Origin of the sequence: Streptomyces cyaneochromogenes (genome assembly GCF_003963535.1) — a bacterium.
Classification (GTDB): Bacteria; Actinomycetota; Actinomycetes; order Streptomycetales; family Streptomycetaceae; genus Streptomyces; species Streptomyces shaanxiensis.
In genome coordinates this window covers 3,812,695-3,835,350 of the sequence record NZ_CP034539.1, presented here as the reverse complement: position 1 = coordinate 3,835,350, position 22,656 = coordinate 3,812,695, and the positions used below count along the sequence as shown (strand labels likewise).

21 protein-coding genes and 3 tRNA genes are annotated in these 22,656 nt (G+C 71.1%); 10 read left to right on the top strand and 14 right to left on the bottom strand.

From position 1 onward, the window contains the following. Positions 1–108 precede the first annotated feature (108 nt). A complete protein-coding gene (locus EJ357_RS17090; RefSeq protein ID WP_126392455.1) occupies positions 109–825 on the bottom strand; it encodes a FadR/GntR family transcriptional regulator in 717 nt (238 codons plus the stop codon). Positions 826–1,148: 323 nt separating this feature from the next. After that, a tRNA-Lys gene (locus EJ357_RS17085) sits at positions 1,149–1,222 on the bottom strand. Positions 1,223–1,406: 184 nt separating this feature from the next. Between EJ357_RS17085 and EJ357_RS17080 the strand changes: the two genes are divergently transcribed. The 5 genes from EJ357_RS17080 (at position 1,407) to EJ357_RS17060 (ending at position 7,007) form a co-directional block, all read left to right on the top strand. Next, positions 1,407–2,762, top strand: a complete 1,356-nt coding sequence (locus EJ357_RS17080; protein ID WP_126392454.1) for a peptidoglycan-binding protein — start codon at positions 1,407–1,409, stop codon at positions 2,760–2,762. 114 nt (positions 2,763–2,876) lie between these two features. Then, on the top strand, positions 2,877–4,004 hold the full coding sequence (locus EJ357_RS17075) for an SPFH domain-containing protein (protein WP_126392453.1): 1,128 nt from the start codon (positions 2,877–2,879) through the stop codon (positions 4,002–4,004). A 142-nt stretch (positions 4,005–4,146) separates the two neighbouring features. Next, positions 4,147–4,752, top strand: a complete 606-nt coding sequence (locus EJ357_RS17070) for a lytic polysaccharide monooxygenase auxiliary activity family 9 protein (RefSeq protein WP_126392452.1) — start codon at positions 4,147–4,149, stop codon at positions 4,750–4,752. A gap of 91 nt (positions 4,753–4,843) precedes the next feature. Further along, complete coding sequence (locus tag EJ357_RS17065; RefSeq protein ID WP_126392451.1) at positions 4,844–5,317, top strand: DUF3592 domain-containing protein; 474 nt, start codon at positions 4,844–4,846, stop codon at positions 5,315–5,317. A gap of 40 nt (positions 5,318–5,357) precedes the next feature. Next, the gene (locus tag EJ357_RS17060; RefSeq protein WP_126392450.1) at positions 5,358–7,007 is read left to right on the top strand and encodes a long-chain-fatty-acid--CoA ligase; all 1,650 of its coding nucleotides are present in this window, start codon (positions 5,358–5,360) and stop codon (positions 7,005–7,007) included. A 195-nt stretch (positions 7,008–7,202) separates the two neighbouring features. Here EJ357_RS17060 and EJ357_RS17055 read toward each other — a convergent pair. The 6 genes from EJ357_RS17055 to ehuB all read right to left on the bottom strand — a co-directional run bounded on the left by EJ357_RS17055 (position 7,203) and on the right by ehuB (position 11,431). After that, positions 7,203–7,276 (bottom strand) — tRNA-Lys (locus EJ357_RS17055). A 101-nt stretch (positions 7,277–7,377) separates the two neighbouring features. Beyond that, positions 7,378–8,142 carry an IclR family transcriptional regulator gene (locus EJ357_RS17050; protein WP_126392449.1) on the bottom strand — a complete coding sequence of 255 codons (765 nt, stop codon included), beginning with the start codon at positions 8,140–8,142 and terminating at the stop codon, positions 7,378–7,380. 200 nt (positions 8,143–8,342) lie between these two features. Next, positions 8,343–9,134, bottom strand: coding sequence for an ectoine/hydroxyectoine ABC transporter ATP-binding protein EhuA (gene ehuA, locus EJ357_RS17045; protein WP_126392448.1), 792 nt, complete (start codon positions 9,132–9,134; stop codon positions 8,343–8,345). Beyond that, entirely contained in the window at positions 9,124–9,774 is a 651-nt protein-coding gene (ehuD, locus tag EJ357_RS17040; RefSeq protein WP_126392447.1) for an ectoine/hydroxyectoine ABC transporter permease subunit EhuD, read from the bottom strand. Before ehuD ends, ehuA begins: the two co-directional genes overlap by 11 nt. Then, on the bottom strand, positions 9,771–10,505 hold the full coding sequence (gene ehuC, locus EJ357_RS17035; protein WP_126392446.1) for an ectoine/hydroxyectoine ABC transporter permease subunit EhuC: 735 nt from the start codon (positions 10,503–10,505) through the stop codon (positions 9,771–9,773). Before ehuC ends, ehuD begins: the two co-directional genes overlap by 4 nt. Next, positions 10,502–11,431 (bottom strand): ectoine/hydroxyectoine ABC transporter substrate-binding protein EhuB, encoded by a 930-nt coding sequence (gene ehuB, locus EJ357_RS17030; protein ID WP_407698493.1) that lies wholly within the window; start codon positions 11,429–11,431, stop codon positions 10,502–10,504. The genes ehuC and ehuB overlap by 4 nt, the downstream gene beginning before the upstream one ends. Before the next feature lie 23 nt (positions 11,432–11,454). On the opposite strand from ehuB, the gene EJ357_RS17025 reads away from it, so the two are divergent. Beyond that, positions 11,455–11,949 (top strand): DUF3830 family protein, encoded by a 495-nt coding sequence (locus tag EJ357_RS17025; RefSeq protein ID WP_175647419.1) that lies wholly within the window; start codon positions 11,455–11,457, stop codon positions 11,947–11,949. On the opposite strand, the gene EJ357_RS17020 is transcribed toward EJ357_RS17025, so the two are convergent. Together EJ357_RS17020 and EJ357_RS17015 are read right to left on the bottom strand one after the other, a co-directional pair. Then, the gene (locus EJ357_RS17020) at positions 11,930–13,384 is read right to left on the bottom strand and encodes an amidase (protein WP_228473081.1); all 1,455 of its coding nucleotides are present in this window, start codon (positions 13,382–13,384) and stop codon (positions 11,930–11,932) included. The genes EJ357_RS17025 and EJ357_RS17020 overlap by 20 nt on opposite strands. A 23-nt stretch (positions 13,385–13,407) precedes the next feature. After that, positions 13,408–14,403 (bottom strand): D-2-hydroxyacid dehydrogenase, encoded by a 996-nt coding sequence (locus EJ357_RS17015; protein ID WP_126392443.1) that lies wholly within the window; start codon positions 14,401–14,403, stop codon positions 13,408–13,410. A gap of 215 nt (positions 14,404–14,618) precedes the next feature. On the opposite strand from EJ357_RS17015, the gene EJ357_RS17010 reads away from it, so the two are divergent. From EJ357_RS17010 to EJ357_RS17000, 3 genes are all read left to right on the top strand, one after another. Continuing rightward, the gene (locus tag EJ357_RS17010) at positions 14,619–15,428 is read left to right on the top strand and encodes a maleate cis-trans isomerase family protein (protein WP_126399571.1); all 810 of its coding nucleotides are present in this window, start codon (positions 14,619–14,621) and stop codon (positions 15,426–15,428) included. Continuing rightward, positions 15,425–16,156, top strand: coding sequence for a maleate cis-trans isomerase family protein (locus tag EJ357_RS17005; protein WP_126392442.1), 732 nt, complete (start codon positions 15,425–15,427; stop codon positions 16,154–16,156). Before EJ357_RS17010 ends, EJ357_RS17005 begins: the two co-directional genes overlap by 4 nt. A gap of 279 nt (positions 16,157–16,435) precedes the next feature. After that, positions 16,436–17,542 carry an LLM class flavin-dependent oxidoreductase gene (locus tag EJ357_RS17000; RefSeq protein WP_126392441.1) on the top strand — a complete coding sequence of 369 codons (1,107 nt, stop codon included), beginning with the start codon at positions 16,436–16,438 and terminating at the stop codon, positions 17,540–17,542. Positions 17,543–17,567: 25 nt separating this feature from the next. On the opposite strand, the gene EJ357_RS16995 is transcribed toward EJ357_RS17000, so the two are convergent. Next, positions 17,568–19,388 carry a putative bifunctional diguanylate cyclase/phosphodiesterase gene (locus EJ357_RS16995; protein ID WP_126392440.1) on the bottom strand — a complete coding sequence of 607 codons (1,821 nt, stop codon included), beginning with the start codon at positions 19,386–19,388 and terminating at the stop codon, positions 17,568–17,570. Positions 19,389–19,763: 375 nt separating this feature from the next. On the opposite strand from EJ357_RS16995, the gene EJ357_RS16990 reads away from it, so the two are divergent. Continuing rightward, positions 19,764–21,107 (top strand): M6 family metalloprotease domain-containing protein, encoded by a 1,344-nt coding sequence (locus tag EJ357_RS16990; RefSeq protein WP_407698492.1) that lies wholly within the window; start codon positions 19,764–19,766, stop codon positions 21,105–21,107. Positions 21,108–21,253: 146 nt separating this feature from the next. On the opposite strand, the gene EJ357_RS16985 is transcribed toward EJ357_RS16990, so the two are convergent. The 3 genes from EJ357_RS16985 to EJ357_RS16975 all read right to left on the bottom strand — a co-directional run bounded on the left by EJ357_RS16985 (position 21,254) and on the right by EJ357_RS16975 (position 22,455). Further along, positions 21,254–21,327 (bottom strand) — tRNA-Lys (locus EJ357_RS16985). After that, entirely contained in the window at positions 21,318–21,977 is a 660-nt protein-coding gene (locus tag EJ357_RS16980) for a bifunctional DNA primase/polymerase (RefSeq protein WP_126392439.1), read from the bottom strand. The genes EJ357_RS16985 and EJ357_RS16980 overlap by 10 nt, the downstream gene beginning before the upstream one ends. A gap of 112 nt (positions 21,978–22,089) precedes the next feature. Continuing rightward, on the bottom strand, positions 22,090–22,455 hold the full coding sequence (locus EJ357_RS16975) for a hypothetical protein (protein ID WP_126392438.1): 366 nt from the start codon (positions 22,453–22,455) through the stop codon (positions 22,090–22,092). Positions 22,456–22,656: the final 201 nt, after the last annotated feature.

The following is a 22,656-nucleotide window of genomic DNA, read 5'->3' as shown; positions in this document are numbered from 1 at the left end:
GGCTCCTTGCCCCCCAACTGCCGCGTATCCGCAGCATCTTGAAAAACCAATCACCAGGCTCCACGCCGTTCCACATGATCGCAAGATGCGAAACGAGGTGTTTACCGGTCATACGCGCTCATTGTGGCACCTGTGGGGGTGTTGTGTACCCGTTGTGGACACGCGGGCGCGGATGTTGCCGAAGTGCTCGCTTATGGCCCCCTCCGCCCGTATCGCGTCGCCCGATCGCACCGCGTCCACGATCTCCCGGTGCTGCCGGCAGGTGACCAGGGGATCCTGCGGCGTACCCCCGAGATCGGTGTGGACCCGGTGGAAGGCGTCCCAGAACGCCTCCATCACCTCACCCAGCAGCGCGTTGTCCAGCCCCCGGTAAAGGGTGGCGTGAAACGCCCGGTCGGTCTCGGCGATGCCGTCGCCGCCCTGCGCCGCCTGCTCTTCCATACGGTCGACGAGCGCGTCCAGTTCAACGAGGTCGGCGTCCGCGACCCGCCCCGCGAGCCGCGACACCAGCCCCGTCTCCACGGCCTCCCGCAGCTGCAGCAGCTGCAGCAGGGTGTCCTCGCCCCGGTAGTGCCCGGCGACGGTACGGAAGGCGAGGCCCTCGATCATCGGGGCCAGCGACATCGTGCCGACGTAGGTCCCGAACCCGTGCCGGATCTCCACGATGCCCATCGCCTGCAGCCCCTTGAGCGCCTCGCGCACGGAGTTCCGGCTGGCTCCCAGATGGGCCATCAGCTCGGGCTCCGTCGGCAGCGGGGCCCCGGAGGGCAGCCGGCGGTCGATGATGAGCTTCTTGATCCGCTCCTGAAGGTCACGCGCTGACATGGCCAGAGGGTATCCGGCCAAACACGCCGCAAGCCCCTCGCTTGCACGAGGGGCTTGCGGACTGAAGGAGGTGTGGGTGGCGGAGCCCCCACAACGCGCGGCGCAGCCGCGCAGAAACGACGATGGCGAGCCGGGATCGCGCTTTCCGCGATCATGGCTCGCCATCGTCAACGTGCGCCGCCAGGGACTCGAACCCCAGACCCGCTGATGCTGCATTCCCCGGGGGGTAACCCCCGGACCCCCAGCCGTCGCTGCAGGACCTCGGGGGAATCCGCTCCCATAAGCGAAGGCCCCCCGCAGCTGCGAGGGGCCTTCACCGTCTGTGCGCCGCCAGGGACTCGAACCCCGGACCCGCTGATTAAGAGTCAGCTGCTCTAACCAACTGAGCTAGCGGCGCCTGCTGACGTCGTAACTCTACAGGACCCCCAAGAGTGCTCCCGACCACGCGCGCGGGTGGTGTGGGGGCGGGTGGGGCGGTCGTAAACCATTCGGACCGTCAACATGCGAGTCCCGAAGACAGTTGTGAAACTGACGGTGTGTACAGCCGCGGAGATTTGCATCTGGAGTGTGAGGGGAATCGCATGGAGACTCGGACTCCGGTATTCGAGGAATTCGATCCCGAGAGTGACTGCGACTGCCCCGGATGCGTTCACTGGAGACGCGTCCTGCCGCATTCCACGACCGCCCGCCACCCCGCGGCCGGCCGGGCGCTGATCGTCGCCGCAGCCGCCTCCACCACCCTCGCCGTGGGCCACACCGCCCCGGCCCTCGCCGTCCCCCACGCCTCCGACCGGCCGGGCGTTCCCGCAGGTGACGAGCCCGCGTCGCCCCAGGGAAGCAAGGGCCCGCTGCACGGCCCGGGCGGGCAGCCGGTCAAGCCGGGCCCGGTGAAGGCGTCCGAGACCAGCCGCGCGGAGATCATCCGGCGGGCCAAGAAATGGGTCGCCGCGAAGGTGCCGTACAGCATGTCCCGGTACTGGTCCGACGGATACCGGCAGGACTGTTCGGGATTCGTCTCGATGGCCTGGAATCTGCCCGGAAACGAATGGACCGGCAGCCTCGGCCAGTACGGCGTACGCATCCCCCGGGAAGATCTGCAGCCCGGCGACATTCTGCTGTTCCACAATCCGGCGAACCCCCAGAACGGCTCGCACGTCGTCATTTTCGGCGGCTGGACGGACTACAAGCGCACCCACTACGTCGCCTACGAGTCGACCCGCCCCCACGCCCGTCGGCTGATCACCCCGTACGCCTACTGGAACCACTCCGACGGCTACCTCGCCTACCGCTACAAGGGGCTGAAGAGCGGCGCGGCGGGAACGGAACCGGACACCGAGCAGCCGGACAACGCCAAGCCGGGGGGCCCGAAGCCGGAGGGTGCGAAGCGCGTGGTGCCGTACCCGGGACGGGCGTATTTCGGCCCCGGGGCCAACAACAAGTACGTCGCTCAGCTGGGCCGCATGCTCGTCGAGCACGGCGCCGGCCGGTACTACCCCTCCGGGCCCGGCTCGCGCTGGACCGACATGGACCGCAGGGCCACCCGGGCCTTCCAGCTGGCGCAGGGCTGGCAGGGCCGGGACGCGGACGGGCTGCCGGGGCCGCGGACATGGACACTGCTGGCTACGGGCAAGGGCAAGGACATCCAGGCGGCGGAGGCGGACGGGCCGGGCGGCCACGGGGCGCCGGCGTCGCACGGGGTGCCGGGGTATCCGGGGCGGGCGATGTTCCGGCCGGGCGCCAACAACAAGTACGTCACCCAGCTCGGCAGGCAGCTGGTGGAGAAGGGGTTCGGCAAGCACTACAGGACGGGGCCGGGATCGCGCTGGGGCGAGGCGGACCGGCGAGGCGTGGAGGCCTTCCAGCGTGCCCAGGGCTGGCGGGGCGGGGCGGCGGACGGCTATCCGGGGCCGGAGACCTGGCGGCGGCTGTTCTCGTAGGCGACGGCTGTTCTCGTAGGCGACGGCCGGTCGCGTGGGTGGCCGTTGCTCTCCTGACCCGACATCCCGACAACCACTGCTGTGACGCGTCTGGCGCGGAGGCTGGAGGCACGCATGACCACGACCGCTTCTCACACACCCGAGTCGGAGGGGACCTCGGACGGCGGGACGGCGCCTCGCCCCGCGCGGCTGATCCAGAACGAGGCGACCACCGAGATCCCCGTCCATCTGCTGTTCCGCGACGGCCCCGACCCGGTGTCCGTGCCGCTCAGGCCGATGGTCGTGGGGCGTCGGCAGGGCACGGGGGAGCAGCCGCGGCTGCGCCGTCCGGTGCAGCCGAAGCCGCCGCCCGTGCCGGAGGTCGACCCCGACCTGGTGGAGCGGCCGGCGAGGGTGCTGCCCGGGGCGGCGGGTGTGCTCGCCGGGGCCTGCGGGGCTGCCGGGGGCCTGGCCACCTCGTGGTGGGCCGGGGTGCTGCCGCCGCTCGCGGTGGACGCGCTGGGGCTGCCGGTGTCCGCGGGGGCGGGGCTGGGTCCGGCGCAGTGGGCGGCGTACACGGGGGCCGGGGCGCTGGGGCTGTTCGGGTTCGGCGGGCTGGCGCGGGGGCGGACCGGGCGGGCCTGGGTGCTCGGGCTGTTCGGCCGCTACCGGGGCACGGTCCGGCGCACCGGGCTGCTGTGGGTCAACCCGCTGCTGCTGCGCCGCCGGGTCGACGTACGGCTGCGGCACTGGCGCAGCGACCAGATGCCGGCGGCGGACGGCAACGGGGTCGCGCTGCGGGCCGTCGTGCTGGTGGTGTGGCGGGTGCGGGACACCGCGCGGGCGACGCTTACGGTGGAGGACCACGAGACGTATCTGCGCGAGTGCGTCGAGGCGGCGCTGGCCCGGGTGCCGGTGGAGACGCCGGGTGCCGCGCGCGGGTCGGCCGAGGCGACCGCGGACACCCTGACCCGGTTGGTGGTGCGGGACGCGGGGGCGGTCGGGCTGGAGGTTTTCTCGGTGCGGCCGGTGCGGGTGGAGTACGCGCCCGAGGTCGCCGCGGCCATGCACCGCCGCAGTATCGCCGCGCTGGACGCGCAGCACCGGGCGACCATGCTCACCTCGGTGGTCGACTCGGTGGAGGACACGGTGACGCGGCTCACCGTGCGGGGTCTGGTGGAGCTGGACGACTACGAACGCAAGGCGCTGGTCAAGGACTTGACGGTGGCGTTCTGCGCGGGGCGCGGCGAGACGGCGGGCTGAGGACCTGCGTGGCGTTCGCCTGACGGCCCGTCGAACATGTCCCCCGATTGGTATGGACATGTTCAACACTCAGCAATATTCTGGGGCTTGGTCTAGACCTGCAAGCTCGCCGAACTTCCCCCACGTTCCCAGGAGCAGCAGCATGCGCAGAAAGACCAAGTGGTACGCCGCCGCGCTCGGACTCACCACGGCCGGGGCCCTCGTGCTCTCCGCCGGCGGCGCGAGCAGCCATGGCTACACCGACCTCCCCATCAGCAGGCAGAAGCTCTGCCAGAACGGCACCGTGACCAACTGCGGCTCCATCCAGTGGGAGCCGCAGAGTGTCGAGGGCCCGAAGGGCTTCCCCGGCTCCGGACCGGCCGACGGACAGATCTGCAACGCCGGCCTCGGCCAGTTCAGCCAGCTCAGCGCCCCGCGCACGCCGTCCGGCGCCGCCTGGCCGACCACCCGGGTGAGTGGCGGTCAGAGCTACACGTTCCGCTGGCAGTTCACGGCCATGCACGCCACGACCGACTTCAAGTACTACGTCACCAAGCCGGGCTGGAACCAGAACCACAACCTGGCCCGCTCCGACCTCAACCTCACCCCGTTCCTGACCATCCCGTACAACGGGCAGCGGCCACCGGCCACGCTCTCCCACAGCGGCACCCTGCCGTCCGGGCTGAGCGGCCATCACGTCATCCTCGCGGTGTGGACGGTCCACGACACGGGCAACGCGTTCTACGCGTGCTCGGACGTCACGTTCTGAGGTTCTCTTGAGTCACCGCACCGGCCGGCGTGGGTAGGTTCCTGCCACGCCGGCCGACCGGGGCCTGCGTACCGACCTCGGGGGATGACCAATGGACGTGTTCTTCTACGTCGTACCCGGCCTGATCATGGCTGTGGCCCTCTTCATGGCGTACCGCGTGGTGCGCCGCTGGCTGCAGATCCAGCGGGCCTGGAACAGCGGGCTGACCGCGCAGGGGCGTTGTCTGCGGATGTACACGACGACCCACGGCGGCAGCGGCGACACCCGGGTGAGCACAACGCTGCACCATGTCTACGAGTTCACCACCCACGACGGCCGCCTCATCCGGTTCGAGGAGGAGGACGGCCCGGGGACGACGGTCGAGGGTGATGTCGTGACCGTCTACTACGCCGACGGCTCCGAGGTCGTGGCCACGGCCCACCGCCCCGGCCGTGCCAAGCACGCGGCGGGCGCCTTCGGCATCCTCGTCTTCCTCGGCGTGATCGTGCTGTTCTGCGCCGGGTTCATGGCCACGTACAGCGATTTCTCCTCGGGCGCGGACCCCATGGGCTTCGGAGGCTTCTGACCCTCCACATCTGACGGGTCATCAACTACCGTGCGCCGCCATGGAGCCCAACAGGCACACGGTCGCGGAACTCGTCGCCGGCCGGTGGGACGACCATCGGCCGGGGCTGTGGTTCGAAGGGCAGGCGCTCACCCATCACGAGGTGGCGAGGGGCGCCGCCGCCCGGGCCGCCCTGCTGGCCGACCTCGCGCCGCCCCGCTCGCACATCGGCGTCCTGCTGGACAACACCCCTGAATACCCGCTGTGGTTGAGCGCGGCCGCCCTCGCGGGAACCGCCGTCGCCGGGATCAACCCCACCCGCCGGGGCCCCGAACTCGCCCGCGACATCCTGCACACCGAGTGCCGGATCCTGATCACAGAGCGGGCCCGTCTGCCGTTGCTCGACGGCCTCGAACTACCTGGCGTACGCCTCCTGCCGACCGACTCGGCGGAGTACGACGCCCTGCTCGCGCCCTACGCCGACGCCCGCCCCGACCCCTGCCTAGCCACCCCGCACGACCGTCTCCTGCTCTACTTCACCTCCGGCTCGACCGGCGCCCCCAAGGCCGCGATCTGCACCCAGGGCCGGCTGGCGGCGGCCGGGCGCTCCCTGGCCGGCCAGTTCGGTGTCCGCCCCGACGACGTGCACTACATCTGCATGCCGATGTTCCACGGCAACGCGGTCATCGCCGACTGGGCACCCGCCCTCGCGGCCGGCGCGGCGGTGGCACTGCGGCGGCGCTTCTCGGCGTCCGGGTTCCTGGCGGACGTACGGCGCTACCGGGCGACGTACTTCACCTACGTCGGCCGCGCGATCCAGTACCTCCTCGCCACCGAACCGCGCCCCGACGACCGGGACCACGCGCTGCGGCTCGGCTTCGGCACCGAGGCGGGCGCCGTGGACGCGGCCGCCTTCGAGCGCCGGTTCGGGGTGCGGCTGGTGGAGGGGTACGGGTCGTCCGAGGGCGGGGCGGCCGTGCAGTGGTCGCCGGGAACGCCGCCGGGGGCCGTGGGCCGGGCGGGGCCCGGGCTCGTCGTACTCGATCCGCAGACCTGCGCGGAGTGCCCGCCGGCCCTCTTCGACGCGGGCGGGCGGCTGGTCAACGGGGACGAGGCCATCGGGGAACTGGTCAACCGGGGGCCGAACCCCTTCGAGGGGTACTGGCGCAATCCCGAGGCGGAGGCGGAGCGGCGCCGGGAGGGCTGGTACTGGACCGGGGACCTGTTCTGCCGGGACGCCGACGGCTATCTGTACTTCGCGGGGCGCGGTGACGACCGGCTCCGGGTGGACGGCGAGAACCTGTCCGCGGCGATGATCGAGAACATCCTCGCCCGGTACGAGGGTGCGGACGCCGTCGCGGTGTACGCGGTGCCGGATCCGGTCACCGGGGACCAGGTCATGGCGACGGTCGCGGGGGAGTTCGACCCGGCCGGCTTCGCCGGGTTCCTGCTCGCCCAGCCGGACCTGGGGACGAAGATGGCGCCGCGGTTCGTGCGGGTCGTGGAGCGGATGCCGGTGACCGCCACGAACAAGATCCACCGGGCGGGGCTCAGGAAGGAAGGCTTCCGGTGTTCCGACCCGGTGTGGTGGCGGCCGCCCGGCGAGCAGAGGTACCGGAGGCTGACCCCGGAAGACGTCGAAGGGCCGCTCGCTCCCACGGCGGGCGCTTCACGAGTGCGCCGCCAGGGACTCGAACCCCGGACCCGCTGATGCTGCATGCCCGGGGTCTGCATTGATTTGCGGCTACCGCCGCGCGGCCCCCGGACCCCCAGCCGCTCCTGCAGCACCCGGAGCGCTGACGTCGAGGCGAGCGCCCCCGCGTCGCCGCCTCGTCGGCAGGCGTGGCGGGGGGGGGGCTGAATCACGTCGAAGGGCCCCCCGCTCCCACGAGAGGCCCTTCACGAGTGCGCCGCCAGGGACTCGAACCCCGGACCCGCTGATTAAGAGTCAGCTGCTCTAACCAACTGAGCTAGCGGCGCATGACTCTCGCCGACCGCGATTTCGCGTTCCTCGCGGCGGCGACGAAGAAAATACTACCTGGTCCGCAGGGGTGCTTCCGACCACCGTCGCGCGCGGCCGGTCAGGACTGGATCGCCAGCGACAGCAGCACCGGCGCCGCGTTCCGGTTCAGCGTGTCCGCCGCCTGCTTCAGCCGGTGGGCGTGCTCGACCGGGAGGGACAGGGCCAGGCAGCCCACCGAAGAACCGGCGGTGATCGGGACCGCCGCGCACACCGTGCCCACCGCGTACTCCTGGAGGTCGAGGTGGGGGACCGTCGCCGGCTGGGACTCCAGGCGGGAGAGCAGGACCTTGTCGCTGGTGATCGTGCGCGAGGTGAGGCGGGCCATCTTGTGGCGGGAGAGATGGTCGCGCCGGCCGTTGTGGTCGAGCTGGCCGAGCAGGCTCTTGCCGATCGCGGTGGCGTGGGCGGAGTAGCGGAAGTCGACCCACTCGTTGACCACGGGCGTGGCCGGGCCGGCGGCGTACTGGTCGATCTTGATCTCACCGTCGACGTACCGGCTGATGTAGACGGCGGCGCCGACCGAGTCGCGCAGCCGGTCCAGGGTGCGCTGGAGGTTCTCGCGCAGGGCCTGATCGCGGCCCTGCGCGGAACCCAGGCGGGTCAGCGCGTCGCCCGTGACGTAGGAGCCGTCGGCGACCTGCTCGACGTAGCCCTCGCGGCGCAGCATCCGCAGCAGGCCGGTCAGGCGCTCCGGCCCTATGCCGGTGTGCCGGGCGAGCTCGGCGTCGGTGACTCCGGTGCTGTGCCGCGCCACGTTCTCCAGGACGCGCAGGGCGTCCTGGGCCGAGTGGTACGGCGCGGTCGGCTCGTGCGTCAGCGCCACGGTTCCCCCTGCGGTCGCACATCGCTTTTCGGAATGGGCCGGGTTTGCGGTAAGCCAATCCCCACCACGATAACCGGCAAGAGGCCTGTAGTGAGCGGTTGTTGACGAGATTGCGATGCCCTCAACTGCGGTCTAGCTCTCCGGCATATGCCAGAGACATGACCCGTCCGAGCGGCGCGCATGATCGGGACCGACCGGGATCACAGCACCGCGCTGAGAAACTCCCGGGTCCGGTCGTTCTCGGGGTCGTTGAAGATCTTCTCCGGTGAGCCGGTCTCGATGACCCGGCCGGAGTCGAACATCAGGACCTGGTCCGAGATGTCCCGGGCGAAGTTCATCTCGTGGGTCACACAGAGCATGGTGATGTCGGTCGTGCGGGCGATGTCCCGCAGCAGGTCGAGGACGCCCGCGACCAGCTCCGGGTCCAGCGCGGAGGTCACCTCGTCGAGCAGCAGCACCTTGGGCCGCATGGCCAGCGCCCGCGCGATCGCCACCCGCTGCTGCTGGCCGCCGGACAGCTGCGAGGGGTAGGCGTCGCACTTGTCGGCCAGGCCCACCAGGTCGAGCAGCTCGCGGGCGCGCGCCTCCGCCTCGTCCTTCGGCAGACCGAGGACGGTGACCGGGGCCTCGGTGATGTTCCGCAGGACCGGCATGTTCGGGAACAGGTTGAACTGCTGGAACACCATCCCGATCTTCTTGCGGACCTCACGGATCTGCTTCTCGGTGGCCGGGAACAACTGCTCCCCGTCCACGGTGATCCGGCCCTCGTCCGGCTTGGTCAGCGTCATCAGCAGCCGCAGGATCGTGGTCTTGCCCGATCCGGACGGCCCGATCAGCGTCACGTGCTTGCCGGCCTCGACGGAGAAGTCCAGGTGGTCGAGGACCGTGTTGTCGCCGAACCGCTTGGTGACCTGCTCGAGACGGATCAGCTCGCCGCCCGAGCGGTTGTCGGCGGGGTTCTTCTCAGGATTGTGCTGGATGTCAGTGGACAAGACGTCGCTCCAGGGCTCGCAGGAGGAGGGAGGCCAGGTAGGAGATGAGGATGAAGGCCACGCCGATCACGGTCAGGGGCTCGGTGAACTGGAAGTTCTCCTGCGAGAACAGCCGGGCCTGGCCGAGCATGTCCAGGACGGTGATCGCCATCAGCAGCGGCGTGTCCTTGAGCATCGCGATCACGTAGTTGCCGAGCGCGGGCACGACGCGGCGGATCGCCTGCGGCAGGATCACCACCCGCCACGTCCTGGCGACCGGCAGGTTCAGCGCCGTCGCGGCCTCCCACTGGCCGACGGGCACCGCCTCGATGCCGGCGCGGTAGACCTGCATCGTGTACGTCGAGTAGTGCAGGCCGATCGCGAAGACACCGGTGGTCAGCGCGGAGAAGGTGATCCCCCACTCGGGCAGCACGTAGAACAGGAAGAACAGCTGCACCAGCAGCGGGGTGTTGCGCACGAACTCGGTCACCACGCCGACCGGCCATGTCACCCACCGGCTCGGCGCCCGCATCAGCAGCGCCCACACCAGGCCGAGCGCGAAGGAGATGACCGAGCCGAGTGCCAGCGCCTGCAGGGTGACCAGCAGACCGTCCCAGAACTGCGGCATGAAGTCGGCGACCGCTTGCCAGTCCCACTTCATCCGAGAACACCTCCCCCGGAGGAGGCGCCGACACCGGTCGTCTCGGCGCGCTTGAGCTCATGCGCGGACACCCCGCGCGTCGGTGTCTTCCCGACCCCAGCCTTCAGCTTCTGCTCCAGTCCCCGCATCAGGCGGGTGAGCAGGAAGGCGATGACGAAGTAGATGAGCAGGATGTACGTGTAGATCTCCGCGCTCTCCTGCAGCGCCAGCCGCACCAGGTTGCCGCTGAACGCCAGATCGCCCATGCCCATGATCGACACCAGGGCGGTGCCCTTGAGCAGCTCGATCAGCAGGTTGGAGAACGGCGGGATCATCTCCGGCACCGCCTGCGGCAGCAGGATCAGCCGCATCCGCTGCCAGGGCGTGAAGCTGAGCGCGACCCCGCCCTCCTTCTGCGCCGGGTCGACCGCGCTCAGCGCACCGCGCACGATCTCCGAGCCGTACGCCCCGTAGGTCAGCCCGAGCGCCAGCGTGCCCGCCCACAGCGGCACCAGCTGCCAGCCGAAAGCCGGGGGCAGCACGAAGAACACCCAGAAGATCATGACGAGGGCGGAGGTCCCGCGGAACACCTCGGTGTAGAAGCCCGCGAGGAAGCGGACTGTCCACAGTCGGTGGGTCCGCGCGATCCCGACCACGAACGACACGGCAGCGGCCAGCAGCGCGCTGAGGACGAGGAGCTGGATCGTGGTCCAGATCCCCTTGAGTACGAGTTCCCAGAGTCCCGGGGTCATCCGCCGCACAGCTCCTTCGCGGTGAGGTCGGTCATCTCCGCCTCCGTGAAGCCGAAGGGCTTGAGGATGCGGAACAGCTCCCCGCTCTTCTTGAGCTTGTGCAGCTCGACGTTGAAGGCGTCCCGCAGCTTCGTCTCGGTGGGCCGGAAGGCGAACGCGCCGCCGTCGACGTGCGGTTTGCCGCCGACGAGCGGTGTGAAGGCCTTGGTGGCCTCCGCCTTGCCGGACTTCTTGACCACTTCCCGGGTGGTGAGCGCCGTACCGGCGAAGACGTCGACCCGCCCCGCCTCGACGGCGTTCAGCCCCGCGACCTGGTCCGGCACGATCAGGATGTCGCCCTCCTCGTACCCCGCCTCGACGGCGTACTGGATCTCGGCATAGCCGGTCCCGGTGGCGAACCTGGCCTTCTTCTCGACGACGTCCTTGTAGTCGTGCAGCCCCTTCGGATTGCCCTTGCGGACGATGAAGGAGTCGAGCATCTGGTAGTCGGGGTCGGAGAAGATGACCTGCTCACAGCGCTCGGGATTGACGTACATCCCGGCGGCGACGACGTCGAACTGCTGCGACTTGAGCCCGGGAATCAGCGAGCCGAACTCGGTCGGCACCGGCTGGACGCGGTCGACGCCCAGCCGTTTGAAGATGACCCTGGCCAACTCCGGCGCCTCGCCGGTCAGATCGCCGTTCTTGTCGATGTAGCCGAAGGGGATCTCCCCCGCGATACCGAGCCGTACGACGCCCGCCGCCTTCAGCCGGTCGAGCAGGTCGCCGCCGTCCTCGGTCGATGCCGTGGCCACACGCGTGCAGCCGGCCGCTCCCAGCGCGCCGAGCGCCGCCACCCCCGCGAGCAGCGATCGGCGCGTGGTCCCAGGTGTGTCTCTGTCGTTCCCATTAGGTGGAGCCATGGCGGCGCGGCTACCCGAGACCATGCGATGTATGCACTATGGATGGCATGGCTGACCGCTACATCGAAGTCTCGCTGGTCAAGCGCGCAATCACCTGCACGGCGAAACTGCTGGACGATCGCGCCCCCGTCACCTGCGCGGCCGTGTGGGACGCCCTCCCGCTGAGCAGCGAGGTCTACCACGCGAAATACGCCCGCAACGAGATCTACGCCCTGTTCCCGCCGTTCGCGGCATCCGAACCACCCCTGGAAAACCCGACCATCACCCCCATCCCCGGAGATCTCTGCTATTTCTCCTTCGCCGGCACCGAACTGGGCACCAGGTCCTACGGCTACGACCGCGAGGTCCGCCCCGACACGACAGTGGTCGACCTGGCCCTGTTCTACGAGCGCAACAACCTGCTCCTGAACGGCGACGTGGGCTGGGTGCCCGGCATCGTCTGGGGCCAGATCGTGGAGGGCCTGGAGGAGATGGCCCAGGGCTGCAACGACCTGTGGAGGTCGGGGGCGTTGGGGGAGTCGCTCAGCTTCCGGAGGCTGTGACTCCGGCGTTCCCGGCGTTCCCGGCGTTCCCGGCGTTCCCGGTGTTCCCGGCGAGGTCGGCGATGCCGGCCTCGTAGAGCGCGTGCGCCGCCCGCAGCACCAGGTCGTCCCGGTGCCGGGCGGCCACGAGCTGCAGGCCGATCGGCAGACCGTCGCCGTCCCTGCCGACGGGGACGGTGGCCGCCGGCTGCTGGGTGAGGTTGAAGGGGTACGTGAACGGGGTCCACCCCGTCCACCTCCGGTGCCCCGAGCCCTTGGGGACCTCCGCGCCCGCCTCGAAGGCGGTGATCGGGAGGGTCGGGGTGACGAGGAGGTCGTAGGTGTCGTGGAAGCGGCCCATGCGGCGGCCGAGTTCCATGCGGACGTCGACCGCGGCCAGATAGTCGAGCGCGGAGGCGCGGGCGCCGGCGCCGCAGATCTCCCGCAGGCCCGGGTCGAGCAACTCCCGCTGGTGCGGCCCCAGATGCTGGGTCACCCGGGCGGCCCCGGTGAACCACAGGGTGTGGAAGGCGTCCACCGGGTCGGTGAAGTCGGGGTCGGTCTCCTCGACGTACGCCCCCAGCCCCGCCAGCCGCTCCACCGCCCGCCGCACGGCCGCCGCGACCGCCGGACGCACCGCGACCTGGCCACCGAGGGAAGGCGAATAGGCGACGCGCAGACCGCGCACGCCGCCGGTCAGGTCCGCCGTGAAGGAGCCGGGCGCCGGCGGGAGCGCCGACCAGTCGCGGGAGTCGGGCGTGCCGATGACGTCGAGCAGCAGGGCCGCGTCGGCCGCGTCACGGGTCATCGGGCCGACGTGGGCCAGGGTGCCGAAGGCGCTGGCCGGGTAGAGCGGGACACGGCCGTACGTCGGTTTCAGGCCGAAGATGCCGCAGAACGCCGCCGGGATACGGACACTGCCGCCGCCGTCCGTGCCGAGCGCGAGCGGGCCCGCGCCGAGGGCCACGGCCGCCGCCGCGCCGCCGCTGGAGCCGCCGGCGGTGCGGGCCGGGTCGTACGGGTTGCGGGTGACGCCGGACAGGGGCGAGTCGGTGACGCCCTTCCAGCCGAACTCGGGGGTCGTGGTCTTGCCGAGGAAGACGGCGCCGTGCGCGCGCAAACGGGCCACGGAGGGGGCGTCCTCGCCCCAACTGCCGTTCTCCGCGATGGTCTTCGAGCCCTTCAGGGTCGGTCCGCCGCGCATCAGCAGGATGTCCTTCACGGTGACCGGGACGCCGTCGACCAGACCGGCCGGTTCACCGCGCCGCCACCGTTCGGCCGACTCGGCGGCCCGCGCGAGCGCCTCGTCGGCGGTGAGGCGTACGAAGGCGTTGACCTCCGGCTGGATCCGCTCGGCCCGCTCCAGGGCGGCACGGGTGGCGTCGACGGGGCTGAACCGCCCTTCTCGGTAGCCGTCGAGGAGTTGTACGGCGGTCAGTTCGGTGAGATCCGTCATGCGTCGCCCTCCAGCCGTAGACGTCAGCGTCCGGGTACGTACCCACGCTGCTTGTCGACCACGTTCAACAGCGGCCTGCCCGCCTCCCACCTCTCGTACAACTCCACGAACTGCTTGCCGAGTTCATCGCGCCAGCCGATGGTGTCCCCGCTCATGTGCGGCGAGACGATCAGCCCCGGCAGCCCCCACAGCGGGCTGTCCGGACCGAGCGGCTCGTGCTCGAAGACGTCCAGCGCGGCCCCCGCGATCCAGCGCTTGGTGAGGGCCTCGGCCAGGGCGTCCTCCACGACAAGCTGCCCGCGGCCGACGTTGATGAACCGGGCGGAGGGCTGCATGACGCCGAAGCGGCGGAGGTCGAACATGCCCTGGGTCTGCTCGGTGAGCGGCGCGGCCGCGATCACCCAGTCGGCGCGGGACATCAGCCGGTCGAGGTCGTCCGGGCCGTGGATGCCGGTGCGCGGGACCCGGCCGACCAGCGCGGTGGTGATGTCGAGGGCCTTGAGCGTGCGGGCGATCGTACGGCCGATGGGACCCGACCCGACCACGCACGCGCGCGTGCCCGCGACCCGCTGCCCCTCGCGGTGCCGCCACTCCCGCGCGCGCTGCAGCTCCAGGGTCCGCGGCAGGTCCTTCGCCATCGCCAGCACCAGTGCGGCGACGTATTCGGCGATCGGCTGGTCGAAGATCCCGCGCGCGTTGGTCACCACGGTGTCGGACTCGGTCAGCTCCGGGCACATCAGATGATCCACACCCGCGCTCGCCGTGTGCACCCAGCGCGGCCGCGGGCCCTCGCCGGGCCAGGCGTGGCGTACGGCATGCGAGGCGAAGTCCCAGACCAGCAGGACGTCGGCGTGGGGCAGCCGCTCGGCGAGGGTCGACTCGTCCGCGTGCTCGACACGGGCGCGGCCGGTGAGACGGCCGAGGCGGGGGAGGGGGTCGGTGTCGAGGACGAGAAGGGTGGGCGGGGAGCCGGAGCCGGGGTCGGAGGCGGGGGGCGGACCGGGGGTGGGTGCGGTCATTCGGGGTCGCTTCTCCAGGGGGACTCGGGGGGTGCCGGGGGTGCTCGGGGGGTGTGCGCGCGCCGTTTCTCGGAGTTTTACTGGAAGTGCTTGGCCGTCTGACATGCGAGGTTTGACCACGCTCGCACCCGAACCTACCTTCGTCAACACGGGCGTACCTACGGTCCGTTGCTCACCTGTTTCTCGTAGTGAGGACGGTGCCTGCCATGAACTCCATGGACATCTCCTTCCTCGGCGGACCTCGCCCGCAGCGCGGTGTCGGTGTCGTCGCCCCCTTCGACTTCGCGCTGGACCGGGAGCTCTGGCGCTGGGTGCCGGACGAGGTCTCCCTGCACCTGACCCGAACACCGTTCGTCCCGGTCGAGGTCAGCCTTGACCTGGCCCGTCTGGTCAGCGAGCACGAGACGCTCGGTGACGGCGTCCGCACCCTGACCGCGATCTCGCCCGAGGTGGTCGCCTACGCCTGCACCTCCGGCAGTTTCGTCGGCGGCATCGCGGGCGAGCGGGCGATGTGCGAGGCGATGACGCGGGAGGGCTCGGTACCCGCCGTCACGACCTCGGGCGCCCTCCTGGAGGCGCTGACCGAGCTGGGGGTGCGGCGGGTGGCCCTGGTGACGCCGTACACCGTCTCGGTGACGCGGGCGCTGGAGGAGTACGTGGCCGAGGCGGGGGTCGCGGTCACCGGGTGCGCGTTCATGGGGCTGACGCGGCACATCTGGAAGGTGCCGTACCGCGATGTGGCGGACATGGCGCGCACGGCGGCGCGGGGTGCCACCGACGCGCTGTTCATCAGCTGCACCAACCTCCCCACCTACGACGTGATCCCGCAACTGGAGGCGGAACTCCGCATCCCGGTCCTCTCGGCCAACCAGGTCACGATGTGGGCGGCGCTGCGTCGGCTGGGTACCCGAGCGGTGGGGGCGTACCAGGCGCTGATCGATCCGGCGGCGCGTGGTGGCCCCGTCCTCCCCGAAGGACTGCCGAACGTACCGGGCGAAGAACAGCAGCAGGAAGGGCCGACATGACCGCACTGGGATTCCTCTACCCGGGCCACTCCGCCGAGGACGACTACCCACGCATCGAGCAGCTGCTCGCCAGCGACATCCGGGTCGACGTGGTGCACACCGACATCGGTGAGGACGCGCACCGGGTGGACGCACTGCTCCGGATGGGCTCGGCCGAGCGGCTCGCGGAGGGCGTGGAGGCGCTGCGGCTGACCGGGGCCGAGGCGGTGGTGTGGGCGTGCACGTCCGGCAGCTTCGTCTACGGCTGGGAGGGCGCCCACGAGCAGGTGCGCACCCTCGCCGTCACGGCGGGCATGCCGGCGTCGTCGACGTCCTTCGCGTTCGTGCACGCGGTACGGGAGCTCGGGGTGCGGCGGGTGGCGATCGGGGCGACGTACCCCGACGACGTGGCGCAGCTCTTCGCGGACTTCCTGCGGGCGGCCGACGTGGAGGTGGTGTCCATCCGCGGCTCCGGGATCATCACGGCGGCGGAGGTGGGCACCTGGGGCGACGCGGAACTCTTCGCCCTGGCCAGGGAGGCGGACCACCCCGACGCCGAGGCGATCCTCCTCCCCGACACGGCCCTGCACACCGCGTCCTACCTCACCGCCCTGGAACAGCACCTCACCAAGCCGGTCCTCACCGCCAACCAGGTCACGGTCTGGGAGGCCCTGAGGCTGACGGACCGCAGGGTGAACGCGCCGGAGCTGGGGGCGCTCTTCACGAAGGAGCCGATCGTGCAGGTGTAGGGACGGTTTCTCGCCCCCGCCGCCCCTACCCTTCCCGTCCTTCTGGGGCTCCGCCCCAGACCCCGCTCCTCAAACGCCGGAGGGGCTGTTTTTCAGCCCGTCCGGCGTTTGAGGACGAGGCCCCTTAAGGGCCGAAGCGGGGGTCTGGGGGCGGCAGCCCCCAGGGACGGGAAGGGTAGGGGCGGCGGGGGCGAGGAAAACGCCACCGGGAATAAACCGGAGCCTCCCTCCTGTTACCGCCGGGCAGGACAACGCACCGCATCACCGCAGGAGGCACCCGTGGCGGCAGACAAAACCCAGGCCGACGAGATCCGGGGCACGGCACAGGGCACCGCCCCCGTCCCCCTCTCCGTACTGGACCTGGTCACGGTCAGCTCAGGCCGCACCGCCACCGACGCCCTCCGCACCAGCGTCAAACTCTCCCGCCAAGCGGAATCCCGCGGCTTCCACCGCTACTGGGTCGCCGAACACCACTCCATGCCCGGCGTGGCCTCCTCGTCCCCCGCCGTGATCCTCGCCCACCTCGCTGCCCACACCACCCGCATCCGCCTAGGCTCCGGCGGCGTCATGCTCCCCAACCACGCCCCCCTCGTCATCGCGGAGCAGTTCGGCACCCTGGAGGCCATGGCCCCCGGCCGCATCGACCTCGGCCTCGGCCGCGCCCCCGGCACGGACGGCGCCACGGCAGCAGCCCTGCGCCGCACGGACCACCTGGGCGAGGGCGCCGACGACTTCCCCGAGCAGCTCGCCGAGCTCACCCGCTTCCTCGACGACGACTTCCCCGACGGCCACCCCTACCGCCGTATCCACGCCGTCCCCGGCCCGATCCAGGCGACCTCCCCCGGCGGCGTCCAGTCCCCGCACCGCCCGCCGCTCTGGCTGCTCGGCTCCTCCGGCTTCAGCGCCCGTCTCGCCGCGGTCCTCGGCCTGCCGTTCGCCTTCGCGCACCACTTCTCGGCGCGCAACACCGTCCCGGCCCTGGACCTGTACCGGGAGTCCTTCCGGCCGTCCGCCGTCCTCGACGAGCCCTACGCCCTCATCGGCGTCTCCGCACTCGCCACGGACGAGGAGCAGGAGGCCCGCCGCCAGATCAGGGCGGCCGCCCTCAGCATGATCCGCCTGCGCACCGGCCGCCCCGGCCTCGTCCCCACCCCGGAAGAGGCCGAGGCCCACGAATTCACCTCGCTGGAGCGCGAGTTCGCCGACTCCTGGAACGCCAACGTCATCCACGGCACCCCCGACGAGGTCCGCGCCGGCCTCGACGAGCTCCAGAAGCGCACGGGCGCGGACGAGTTGATGATCACGGGCAACGCGCCCGACATGGACATACGCCTGCGCTCGTACGAACTCATAGCGGACGCCTACGGGTTGCCGACGGCCTCCTGACCCTCACGCCGCCGTCCCTCGTTCCTCACACCCGCACCCCCAGCAACGCGGAGATACGATCCGGCGGCACCGGCCGCGAGTACAGCCACCCCTGCCCGGTGTCGCACCCGATCCGCCGCAGCCGCGACGCCTGCGCCAACGTCTCCACGCACTCCGCGGTGACCGTCAGCCCCAGCCGATGGGCCAGCTGGATCATCGCCTCGACGACGACCTCGTCGGCCGGGTTCGGCGGGACGGCGGCGCTGTTGTCGTTCTCGTACTGGAACCCCCGTACGAAGGAGCCGTCCAGCTTCAGCACCGAGACCGGCAGCCGGCTGAGGTAGGCCAGGTTCGAGTAACCGGTGCCGAAGTCGTCGATCGCGATGCGTACGCCCATGTCGCTGAGCGCCTGGAGGTCCTGGAGGGGCCGGCCCGACGAGCCCATCACCGCCGATTCGGTGAGTTCCAACTGGAGCAGGTGCGGGGCGAGTTCCGTCTCGTCGAGGATGCGGGCCACGTCCGCCACCAGGTCCGAGTCCCAGACCTGCCGTACCGCCACGTTCACGCTCACGAAGATCGGCGGCTCGTCGGGGTGCGCCACCTGCCAGGCGCGTGCCTGACGGCAGGCGGTCGCCAGGATCCAGCGGCCGAGCGGCACGATCGAACCGTCCTCCTCGGCCAATCCGATGAACCGATTCGGCGCCAGTACGCCGAACTGAGGATGTTTCCAGCGGACAAGCGCCTCGACGCCACGCAGCCGGCCGTCCTCCATGCTCACCAACGGCTGGTACTCCAGGGCGAACTCACCGCGCTCGATGGCCGGGCGGAGGGTGGAGGAGAGGGCCTGGCGGGTCATGAGGTGGGCGTTGCGCTCGGGGTCGAAGAGCGTCCAGCGGTCCTTGCCGTCGGCCTTCGCCCAGTACAGCGTCGTGTCGGCGGCCTGCATCAGCGCGGTGGGGGTGGTGCCGCTCGCCTGGCGTTCCACGACGCCGATCGACACCGACACCGACAGACGCCGGCCGGAGAGGTCGAAGGGGGCCCGCAACGCCTCCAGCACCGCCTCGGCGAGATCGGCCAGTTGCTCGGTGCCGGTCGAGTCCTCGACGAGCAGGGCGAACTCGTCACCGCCGAGCCGGGCGACCAGGGGCGGGCTCGATCTGGCGTACCCCGCCTCCTCTGCGCAGCGCGTGAGCCGTTCGGCCACGGCGGCCAGCAGGCTGTCGCCGACCCGGTGGCCGAGGGTGTCGTTGATCGCCTTGAAGCCGTCAAGGTCCAGGTAGCACAGGCCGATTCGGCCGGTGGTGCCGCTGTCCTCGTACGACTCCGCGTCCAGGGCCGCCGTCAGGCGCTCGAAGAACAGGGTGCGGTTGGGCAGCCTGGTCACCGGGTCGTGCATCTGCAAGTGCCGCAGCCGGGCCTGGAGTTCGCGGTGGGCGCTGATGTCGACGACCGACAGCAGGACACCGCCGAACTCCGCGCCGGGCAGGGGCGCGACCGTGACCTGGGCCCAAAGGGAGTGCCCGTCCGGGTGTTTGAGGCGGCGTGTGCAGCGCAGTCTGGCCTGGCGGCCGCGCAGCACCTCCAGGTACGCGTGCCAGGTGCGCGCGTCGGAGGCCAGGTCCACCAGGTCGGCCGCGACGGCGCCGGCCAGTTCCCCGGGTGCCGTGCCGAGCAGGTCGGCGAAGGCCGGGTTGGCGCCGGTGACCAGGCCCTCGCAGTCGACCACGGCCATCGCCAGGGGCGCTGCGCGGAAGACGGTGGAGTAGGGCGGCGCTCCAGTACCGGGCGATGGCTCTAGGTTACTCTCTGTGACGGCTGGCCCGATGAGGTCTGCCGCGGGCGTCGGCCCTTCGGACGTTCCGCTCACCGCTCGCTCCCGCAGTGCACTCGTTCTTCGGATGGGTCTCATCGGAATGGTCGGCCGGGTGGCGGTCGCCGCCGAGCCGTGTCCGTGCAGGGAAAGTGTCAGGAAAGTGTGCCGATCATAGAGGCTGGTCCCGGGCCCTTCCACCCACTGTTCAGTGTTCCCATGTGACCCGACCTTCCGACAGATCGTTTCTGCTCGCACCTGGACGGCTTCTTCGGCCCCTCGACCGGTTGTGACGTTCCGTGAGCGATTCGGGGGTGTTGATGGTGGCGGCCTCCCGGGCCTCTCACCCGTCCGGTGCAGGCAAACAGGGCGTAGTACGACAATCTGACCGAGGCTGGGTGCGGTGTCCCGCGAACCGCCCCGGAGGTCCACGTGCCGCGTCAGTTCCCCCTGCTCCCCGGCATGGGTCGGCTGCGGGAGTGGCCCCGACTGCGCACCGTCGCCGCCTTGTTCACCACGATGTCGGCACTCACCGCGACCTCCCTGGTCGCGGGCCCCTCGGTCGCCGAACCCTTCGACACGGCGGCCTGCGCCCTTGAACGCACCGAGGCGCACCACTCCGAGGGCCTGGACACCTGGAACGCCGCCTATCCGCGCCCGACCCGGGGGCTCGACGCGGTCATGGTCTTCCTGTCCTTCCCGGACGCGCCCCCTCGGACGACACCCGCCGAACTGACGGCCGACCACTTCCCGGCCACCACCCACTTCTTCGAACGCGCCTCCTACGGCAGATTCACCCTGCGCCCGCATCCGCTGCCGAACTGGCTCCGGATGCCGCGCCCGTCGACCGCGTACGCCATACAGCGCGACTGGGACATGAACGACCGGGCCGCCTACCTGCGCGACGCGCTCGCCGTGGCGGACCGGGAGGTGGACTTCTCCCGCTACGACGTCGTCTACTTCGTCGCCGATCCCGACGCGCCCGGCGTCGACTCGGACGCCACGAAGGTCGTCAACCTGGAGTCCCCGCTGCGCGCGGACGGCAAGGACATCCGGCGTGTCGTCACGGTGTTCGAGAACCATCCGCCGGACCGGCTGGTCCTGGCGCACGAGACCGGCCATGTCTTCGACCTGCCCGACCTGTACCACCGCCCGATGGACGGCAAGGGTGACTGGGACACCTACGTCGGCGACTGGGACCTGATGGGCAGCCAGTTCGGGATGGCGCCCGATCTGTTCGGCTGGCACAAGTGGAAGCTCGGGTGGCTGGATCCGCGGCAGGTGGTGTGCGTTCGGGGAGCGGGGGCCGCGGGGGTGCGGCTGACGCTGGAGCCGCTGGCGGCGGGGCCCGGTGCCCCGGTCGCGGCAGGGGCACCCGCTGCCATCGGCTCGGTCGGGTCGCCCGGCGCGGTGGGTGCCGTACCGGGCTTCGGGCTGGGCAACGGCATCAAGCTCGCCGTCGTCCGCACCGGCCCCGAAAGCGCCCTCGCCTTCGAGGTGCGCGGTCCCGTGGGCAACGACACACAGGCCTGCCGGCAGGGCGTGCTGGTGTACCGGGTGCGCAGTCAGACCGAGTCCGGGGGCGGCCCGGTCGAGGTGGTCGACGCCCACCCGCGCACCGAGGCGTGCTGGGAGGAGTCGGTGTATCCGCCGCTCGCGGACGCGCCGGTCGGGCTGGGCGAGAGCTTCACGGTGCCGGGGGAGGGGGTGCGGGTGGAGGTGGAGGGGCGTACGGCCTCGGGGGCGTGGACGGTGAAGATCGCGCCGGCGGGGTGACGCGCCCGCGCCGGATCGGGGGGCGTGGCCGACGAGGGCGCGCCGGGGGTGCCGGTAGGGCCGCGCCGGTGGTGGAGGTGCACTCCGGGTGCACGCCCGGCGCATGCGAAAAGCCCCCCGCTTTCGCGAGGGGCCTTCACTGTCTGTGCGCCGCCAGGGACTCGAACCCCGGACCCGCTGATTAAGAGTCAGCTGCTCTAACCAACTGAGCTAGCGGCGCCTGCTGACGTCGTAGACCTTAGCATCCTGGTCGGCGTGGGGAAAAATCGAAATCCGAACGGCCGCGCGAGCCGCCCGTACGGCTGCCCAGAGCAACACCTCCGGGCCCGGTAACCAAGGGCTACGGGTGTCCGGGGCGACCAGCCACCGCGTCCCGGAGGGTGTCGGGGACGCCGTATAGGTGTCCGCCGGCGCCGGGACGGTCACCGCGTCGCCGGTGCCGTGGCAGAGGAGCGGCGGGATGCCGTCCGTGCGGCTGAACTCCTCCCAGCGCAGCAGTGAGGGCAGCCGCTGGGCGGTGCCCGGGGCGGCGAACAGCAGGATCCGCCCCCGGAAGGCGGCCACGGGGCCCGCCCCCGGTCCCTCGTCCCACAGCCGGTCGAGCATGCGGCGCCCGAAGACCGCGGGGGTGCTGACCACGTCGAAGACCGAGCCGCAGGGCAGAACCACCGGGGCGTGCGGGCGTTCCACCCAGAGGGCGAGCGTGCTGCGCGGATACGTTCCTGCCGAGGCGAGCCAGGCGGCTCCTTCGGGGGTGACGCCGGTGACGCCGGTGGCTTCGCCGGCGCCGGCGACTCCGGAGGCGTCGATGCGGGCACCGGAGTGGTCGGAGAAGAGGTAGGAGAAGAGGTCGTCCCGTGTGCGGCTCATGACGGATACATCTACCGACGGTGAGGGGTCGGTTTCCGAGGGTTGCCGAAAAGTGGGACAGGAGGCGGGGAGAGCGGGTATCTTGCCCGCCTGGCATATGCCGTGGGGGTGGTCACACGGGGTCGACGTGCCCCGGCCCCTCGACGCCCCGCATCAGATCCCGGCCGAACTCCACCATCTTCTTGGCGTAGTCCTCGGTCCACTCGGCCTGCGCGGCGATGTCGGCGGGCGTCAGCCGGTCGAAGCGCCGGGGGTCCGCCAGCTGGGCCGCCGCGATGGCCTGGAACTCCACCGCACGGTCCGTCGCCGCCCGGAAGGCCTGCGTCAGCTCGGTCGCCCGCGCCAGCAGCGCACGGGGGTCGTCGATCGACTCCAGGTCGAAGAAGTGCTCCGGGTCGTCGGCCACCTGCGCGGGCTCGAAGAGCAGGGGCGCGGGGCGTAGCCGCGGTTGGTTCCTGCGCGGCGTGGGCTCCGCCATGCTTTCTCCTCCTCGTACGTATCCGGTCCACCGTCCATTGTCCCGCGCCCGCGCAAGTAGGCGTGTGACGCAGGTCAATGGGGCTTCCTCAACGGGGCCGCCAGTCCACCCGATGCTCCGCGAGCCGGGTGCCCGCCGAGGAGTTGCCTGGTGTGTCGATCACGGCCGCCACGTCACCCGATGCTCGGCGAGCCGCGCCGG

Excerpts from the sequence above, each read along its gene's own strand:
- EJ357_RS17010 (WP_126399571.1), top strand. The coding sequence starts at position 14,619 with ATGGACATCTCCTTCCTCGGCGGACCTCGCCCGCAGCGCGGTGTCGGT.
- EJ357_RS17025 (WP_175647419.1), top strand. The coding sequence starts at position 11,455 with ATGGCTGACCGCTACATCGAAGTCTCGCTGGTCAAGCGCGCAATCACC.
- EJ357_RS17020 (WP_228473081.1), bottom strand. The coding sequence starts at position 13,384 with ATGACGGATCTCACCGAACTGACCGCCGTACAACTCCTCGACGGCTAC.
- EJ357_RS17080 (WP_126392454.1), top strand. The coding sequence starts at position 1,407 with ATGGAGACTCGGACTCCGGTATTCGAGGAATTCGATCCCGAGAGTGAC.
- EJ357_RS17075 (WP_126392453.1), top strand. The coding sequence starts at position 2,877 with ATGACCACGACCGCTTCTCACACACCCGAGTCGGAGGGGACCTCGGAC.
- EJ357_RS17065 (WP_126392451.1), top strand. The coding sequence starts at position 4,844 with ATGGACGTGTTCTTCTACGTCGTACCCGGCCTGATCATGGCTGTGGCC.
- EJ357_RS16975 (WP_126392438.1), bottom strand. The coding sequence starts at position 22,455 with ATGGCGGAGCCCACGCCGCGCAGGAACCAACCGCGGCTACGCCCCGCG.
- EJ357_RS17005 (WP_126392442.1), top strand. The coding sequence starts at position 15,425 with ATGACCGCACTGGGATTCCTCTACCCGGGCCACTCCGCCGAGGACGAC.
- ehuD (WP_126392447.1), bottom strand. The coding sequence starts at position 9,774 with ATGAAGTGGGACTGGCAAGCGGTCGCCGACTTCATGCCGCAGTTCTGG.
- EJ357_RS17015 (WP_126392443.1), bottom strand. The coding sequence starts at position 14,403 with ATGACCGCACCCACCCCCGGTCCGCCCCCCGCCTCCGACCCCGGCTCC.
- ehuC (WP_126392446.1), bottom strand. The coding sequence starts at position 10,505 with ATGACCCCGGGACTCTGGGAACTCGTACTCAAGGGGATCTGGACCACG.
- EJ357_RS16980 (WP_126392439.1), bottom strand. The coding sequence starts at position 21,977 with ATGAGCCGCACACGGGACGACCTCTTCTCCTACCTCTTCTCCGACCAC.
- EJ357_RS17060 (WP_126392450.1), top strand. The coding sequence starts at position 5,358 with ATGGAGCCCAACAGGCACACGGTCGCGGAACTCGTCGCCGGCCGGTGG.
- EJ357_RS17090 (WP_126392455.1), bottom strand. The coding sequence starts at position 825 with ATGTCAGCGCGTGACCTTCAGGAGCGGATCAAGAAGCTCATCATCGAC.
- EJ357_RS17070 (WP_126392452.1), top strand. The coding sequence starts at position 4,147 with ATGCGCAGAAAGACCAAGTGGTACGCCGCCGCGCTCGGACTCACCACG.
- ehuB (WP_407698493.1), bottom strand. The coding sequence starts at position 11,431 with ATGGTCTCGGGTAGCCGCGCCGCCATGGCTCCACCTAATGGGAACGAC.